Below are 5,120 nucleotides of genomic sequence, written 5' to 3' on the forward strand. Positions count from 1 at the left end.
AGCTCGGTGAGCCGGTCGGTGACCTGGATCGTCTGCCCGCACCTCCCGGCGAAGCCCGGCTGCTGCAGGCCATCCGCCAGACGCCGGCGATGCTCAAGGCCCGGCGGCAGGTCGCCGCCGGGGATGCCGACGTCGATCTGCAGCGCAGCCAGCGCTATCCGGACGTGCGGGTGAGCCTTGGCAGTCAGTACGACGAGCTTGAGGGGGAGCGGGTCAATCTGGTGGGCTTCTCGCTTCCGCTGCCGCTGTTCGATCGCAACCAGGGCAACCTGCTCGCGGCCTCCAGTCGTGCCGATCAGGCCCGCGATCTCCAGCGAGCGACCGAGCTGCAGGTTCAGGCCGAAACCCTTCAGGCACTGCGCGACTGGCGTAGCGCATCGGCTGACGTCGACGACCTGCGCAACCGCGTTCTGCCAGCGGGCCAGCGCACGGTCGATGACCTCACGCGCGGCTTCTCGCTGGGTCGTTTTGCCCAGCTGGATGTGCTCGAAGCCCAGCGCGTCCTCATTGCGGCGCGGGGGCAGTACCTGCTCGCCCAGCGGGCGCAGATCGCCGCCTGGGCTCGCCTCGAACGCCTCCATGGCCCGCTCTTCACTTCCCCATGACGCTACAGATCCCGGGATCAGACCGGGTGCGGAGTTCTTGCATGACCATGACTTCATTCAGGCCGAGACTGCTGCGGCCGCTGCTGATTGCAGTAATTGGCGGTGGGCTGCCATTCAGTACCATTCAGGCGGGTACCGGTCACGACCACCCCGAACCCGCTGCCCCCCTAACGAAATCGGCAGATGCCAAGGCTGAGGCGACCCAGCCTCGCCCTGATCTGGACGAAGGCAAAGACGGCCATGACGCGAACGAGGGCGCCCATGGCGACGGCGAAGAGACGCATGCCGAAGGCGAAGTCGAGCTGAGCGCAGAGCAGATTCGAGCAGCCGGCATCGAAACCCAGGTGGTCACGCCGGTGAGCGTTGGCGCCTCTTTGAGTCTTCCGGGCGAGATTCGCTTCGATGAAGATCGTACCGCTCACGTGGTGTCCCGTACGCCCGGCGTCGTCGAGGAGGTGAAGGCGAATCTTGGAGACCGGGTGCGCAAGGGACAGGTGCTAGCAGTCATTGCCAGCGAGCAGCTTTCCGAGGTGCGCAGCGAGCTGGCGACCGCGCAGCAGCGGCTGCAACTGGCGCGCACCCTGTATGCCCGCGAGCAGAACCTCTGGCAGGAGCGGATCAGCGCCGAGCAGGATCTACTGCAGGCGCGGCAGACACTGCAGGAAGCCGAGATTGCTGTACGCAACGCCCGTCAAAAAGCACAGGCCTTGGGTGGAGCAGCCTCCGCTCAGGGCGGCAGTCGCTACCAGCTGCGCGCGCCCTTCGACGGCGTGGTGGTGGAGAAGCACCTGGTCCTGGGTGAGCGGGTGGACGAAGCCAGCAACCTCTTCACGCTCACCGACCTGTCCCGCGTCTGGGCCACGTTCGCCGTTCCTGCGCGTGACCTCGATCGAGTCACCGTTGGCCGAAAGGTGGAGGTACTCGCGGGTGAGCTGGATAGCCGCACCGAGGGCACCGTGGCGCATGTTGGCAATCTGCTGGGCGAACAGACCCGGGCGGCGACCGCGCGCGTCACCCTAGCCAATCCGGCGGGCGCCTGGCGCCCGGGTCTGTTCGTTACGGTGCGGCTCGATGACGAGCGACAGGCCAAGGTACTTGGCGTGCCCAATGGCGCCGTGCATGTCGTGGAGGATCGCACCGTGGTGTTCGTCCGGACGGCAGACGGCTTTCAGGCGACACCCGTGGTCACCGGGGTCCGGGACGGTGAGCGCACAGAGATTCGTCAGGGCTTGAGCGCCGGCCAGGTAGTGGCCGACCGCGGCAGCTTCATTCTCAAGTCGGAACTGGGCAAGGGCTCGGCCGAGCACTCCCACTAAGGGCGCATCATGTTCGAACGTATTCTTCGCTTCGCCATCGAGCAGCGCTGGCTGGTGCTGCTTGCCACGCTCGGCATCGCTGCACTGGGGATCTACAGCTATCGACACCTGCCCATCGATGCGGTACCGGACATCACCAACGTCCAGGTGCAGATCAACGCCGAGGTACCGGGTGCCTCGCCGCTGGAGGTCGAGCAGCGGGTCACCTATGCGCTGGAAACGGCCATGGCCGGCCTGCCAGGGCTGGAGCGGACCCGTTCCTTGTCGCGTTCGGGCTTTGCCCAGATCAGCGTCATTTTCGCCGACGGGACGGATCTGTTCTTCGCCCGCCAGCAGGTGAGCGAGCGCCTGCAGGGCGCGCGCGAGGCCCTGCCGGAGGGCGTGGAAGTCAATCTGGGGCCGCTGTCCACAGGGCTTGGGGAAATCTTCCTTTGGACGGTGAAGGCCGCGCCCCAGGCGCGCCGGGCTGATGGCGAAGCCTATACGCTCACCGATCTGCGCGAGATCCAGGACTGGATCGTCAAACCCCAGTTGCGCACCGTACCCGGGGTGGCGGAAGTCAACACCATTGGCGGTTATGCCAAGGAGTATCAGATCGCGCCCGATCCCAAGCGGCTGGCCGGCTACCGCATCACCCTGGAGCAAGTGGCGGTGGCGCTCGAGCGAAACAACGCCAACGTCGGCGCCGGTTTCATCGAGCGCGCCGGGGAGCAGCTGGTGATCCGGGTACCGGGGCAGCTCGCCTCTGTCGAGGACATCGCCACCATCGTGCTCGCAACCGTGGACGGCATCCCGGTGCGGATCCGGGATGTCGCGAGCGTAGGGGTAGGGCAGGAGTCACGCGCTGGGGCGGCTACCGAAAATGGCGAGGAGGCGGTGCTTGGCACCGTCTTCATGCGGGTGGGCGAGAACAGCCGCGAGGTGGCGCTGGCAGTGGCCAAGCGCCTGGCGCAGATCAATCGCAACCTGCCGGAAGGGGTGCAGGCGATCGCCGTGTACGACCGCACCACGCTGGTGGACAAGGCGATCGCCACGGTACGCAAGAATCTCGTGGAAGGTGCGCTGCTGGTCATCGCCGTGCTCTTCGTCTTCCTCGGCAATCTGCGCGCAGCGCTGATTACCGGGCTGGTGATTCCGCTCTCGATGCTCTTCACCTTCAGCGGCATGGCGGCGAATCGGGTCAGCGCCAACCTGATGAGTCTGGGCGCGCTCGACTTCGGCATCATCGTCGATGGCGCCGTGGTGATCGTGGAGAATGCCATCCGCCGGCTGGCGCATGCCCAGGAGCGGCACGGTCGGGTGCTCGACCGCAGGGAGCGCTTTCAGGAGGTGTTCGCCGCCGCGCGCGAGGCGCGGAGGCCGCTCATTTTCGGGCAGCTGATCATCATGGTGGTCTATCTGCCGGTGTTCGCCCTGACGGGTGTGGAAGGCAAGATGTTCCATCCCATGGCCTTTACCGTGGTGATCGCCTTGGTGGGCGCCATGCTGCTGTCCATCACCTTCGTCCCTGCGGCCGTGGCGCTGTTCGTCACGGGTCGCGTGCAGGAAAAGGACAATCGACTGATGAGCGCGGCGCGGCGCGGCTATGCCGTCGCGCTGGATGCAGCCATGCGTCGGCGGCCACTGATTTTCGCCGGCGCTGGCCTGAGCGTGGTGCTGACGGTGCTATTGGCCCTGCGCCTGGGCAGTGAGTTCGTACCCAGCTTGAGCGAGGGTGATTTCGCGCTGCAGGCGCTCAGAGTGCCCGGTACCGGCCTGGGGCAATCGGTGGACATGCAGCAACGCCTGGAGCGTTCCATCCTGGATCAGGTACCCGAGGTGGAGCGGGTTTTCGCGCGTACCGGCACCGCCGAGATCGCCGCGGATCCGATGCCGCCGAACATCTCCGACAGCTATGTGATGCTCAAGCCGCAGGCGCAGTGGCCCGATCCAGGCAAGTCCCGCGAGCAGCTGATGGCCGAACTGGAGGCGGCAGCTGCGCGTGTGCCCGGTAGCAACTATGAGCTGTCGCAACCGATCCAGCTGAGGTTCAACGAGCTGATTTCCGGGGTGCGCAGCGATGTGGCGGTCAAGGTCTTCGGCGACGACATGGCGGTGCTGAACAAGACCGCTGCGGACATTGCCAGGGTGCTGCAGAAGGTCCAAGGCGCCGCCGAGGTGAAGGTGGAGCAGACCGGTGGGCTACCGCTGCTGAGTGTGCAGATCGATCGTGAGCGAGCCGCGCGCTACGGCCTCAATGTCGGTGATATCCAGGATGTGGTCGCAACGGCGCTCGGTGGACGCAAGGCTGGCACGCTCTTCGAGGGCGACCGCCGCTTCGATCTGATGATCCGCCTACCGGAGGCCCTGCGCAGCGACCCGGCGGTGCTGGCGCGCTTGCCCATTCCATTGCCTGCGGTGGAAGGCCGTGTCGAGTTCATCCCGCTGGCCGATGTGGCGCGCCTGGAAACGGTGCTTGGGCCGAATCAGGTCAGCCGTGAAGACGGCAAGCGCCTGGTGATCGTCAGTGCCAATGTGCGGGATCGGGACCTGGGTAGCTTCGTGGCGGATGCCACCGCCGCCATCACGGACCAGGTGCGGATTCCAGCAGGCTACTGGACCAGCTGGGGCGGTCAATTCGAGCAGCTGCAAGCTGCCGCCGCCCGACTGCAACTCGTGGTTCCGGTAGCGCTGCTGCTGGTGTTCGTGCTGCTGTTCATGATGTTCGGCAATCTGCGCGACGGCCTCGTGGTCTTTACCGGCATTCCCTTCGCCTTGACGGGCGGGGTATTGGCGTTGTGGTTGCGGGACATTCCCTTGTCGATCTCGGCCGGTGTGGGCTTCATCGCACTGTCGGGCGTCGCAGTGCTCAATGGCTTGGTGATGGTCTCCTTCATCCGTGGCCTGCTGGAGGAGGGCAAGCCGCTGGATATCGCCGTGCGCGAGGGCGCGCTGGTCCGCCTGCGGCCGGTGCTGATGACTGCGCTGGTGGCCTCGTTGGGCTTCATTCCCATGGCCTTGGCCACCGGCACCGGGGCGGAGGTACAACGCCCGCTAGCGACCGTGGTGATCGGCGGCATCCTGTCCTCCACTGCCCTGACACTGCTGGTCTTGCCTGCGCTCTACCACAGCGTCCTGCGCCGTCGCGAACAGCCCCCGGCAGGATGACAGGATTGTAATGCGCGGCTCATCCTGGCGTTAGCCGCGCCCCTCTAGAGTG

At 66.0% G+C, this 5,120-nt stretch carries 3 protein-coding genes; all 3 read left to right on the forward strand.

Annotated elements, in window-relative coordinates:
* A partial coding sequence (locus PVZ72_RS16770; RefSeq protein WP_273862525.1) for a TolC family protein occupies positions 1–605 on the forward strand: 605 nt, incomplete at its 5' end.
* Positions 606–652: 47 nt separating this feature from the next.
* The gene (locus PVZ72_RS16775; RefSeq protein ID WP_371099833.1) at positions 653–1,921 is read left to right on the forward strand and encodes an efflux RND transporter periplasmic adaptor subunit; all 1,269 of its coding nucleotides are present in this window, start codon (positions 653–655) and stop codon (positions 1,919–1,921) included.
* Between the two features lie 9 nt (positions 1,922–1,930).
* A complete protein-coding gene (locus PVZ72_RS16780; RefSeq protein WP_273862521.1) occupies positions 1,931–5,068 on the forward strand; it encodes a CusA/CzcA family heavy metal efflux RND transporter in 3,138 nt (1,045 codons plus the stop codon).
* Positions 5,069–5,120: the final 52 nt, after the last annotated feature.

It is taken from the genome of Pseudomonas sp. LA5 (assembly GCF_028640825.1).
GTDB lineage: Bacteria > Pseudomonadota > Gammaproteobacteria > Pseudomonadales > Pseudomonadaceae > Chryseomonas > Chryseomonas aestiva.

What these genes read in the sequence shown, in the direction of transcription:
- PVZ72_RS16780 (WP_273862521.1), top strand. Translation starts at nt 1,931, where the DNA reads ATGTTCGAACGTATTCTTCGCTTCGCCATCGAGCAGCGCTGGCTGGTG.
- PVZ72_RS16775 (WP_371099833.1), top strand. Translation starts at nt 653, where the DNA reads ATGACTTCATTCAGGCCGAGACTGCTGCGGCCGCTGCTGATTGCAGTA.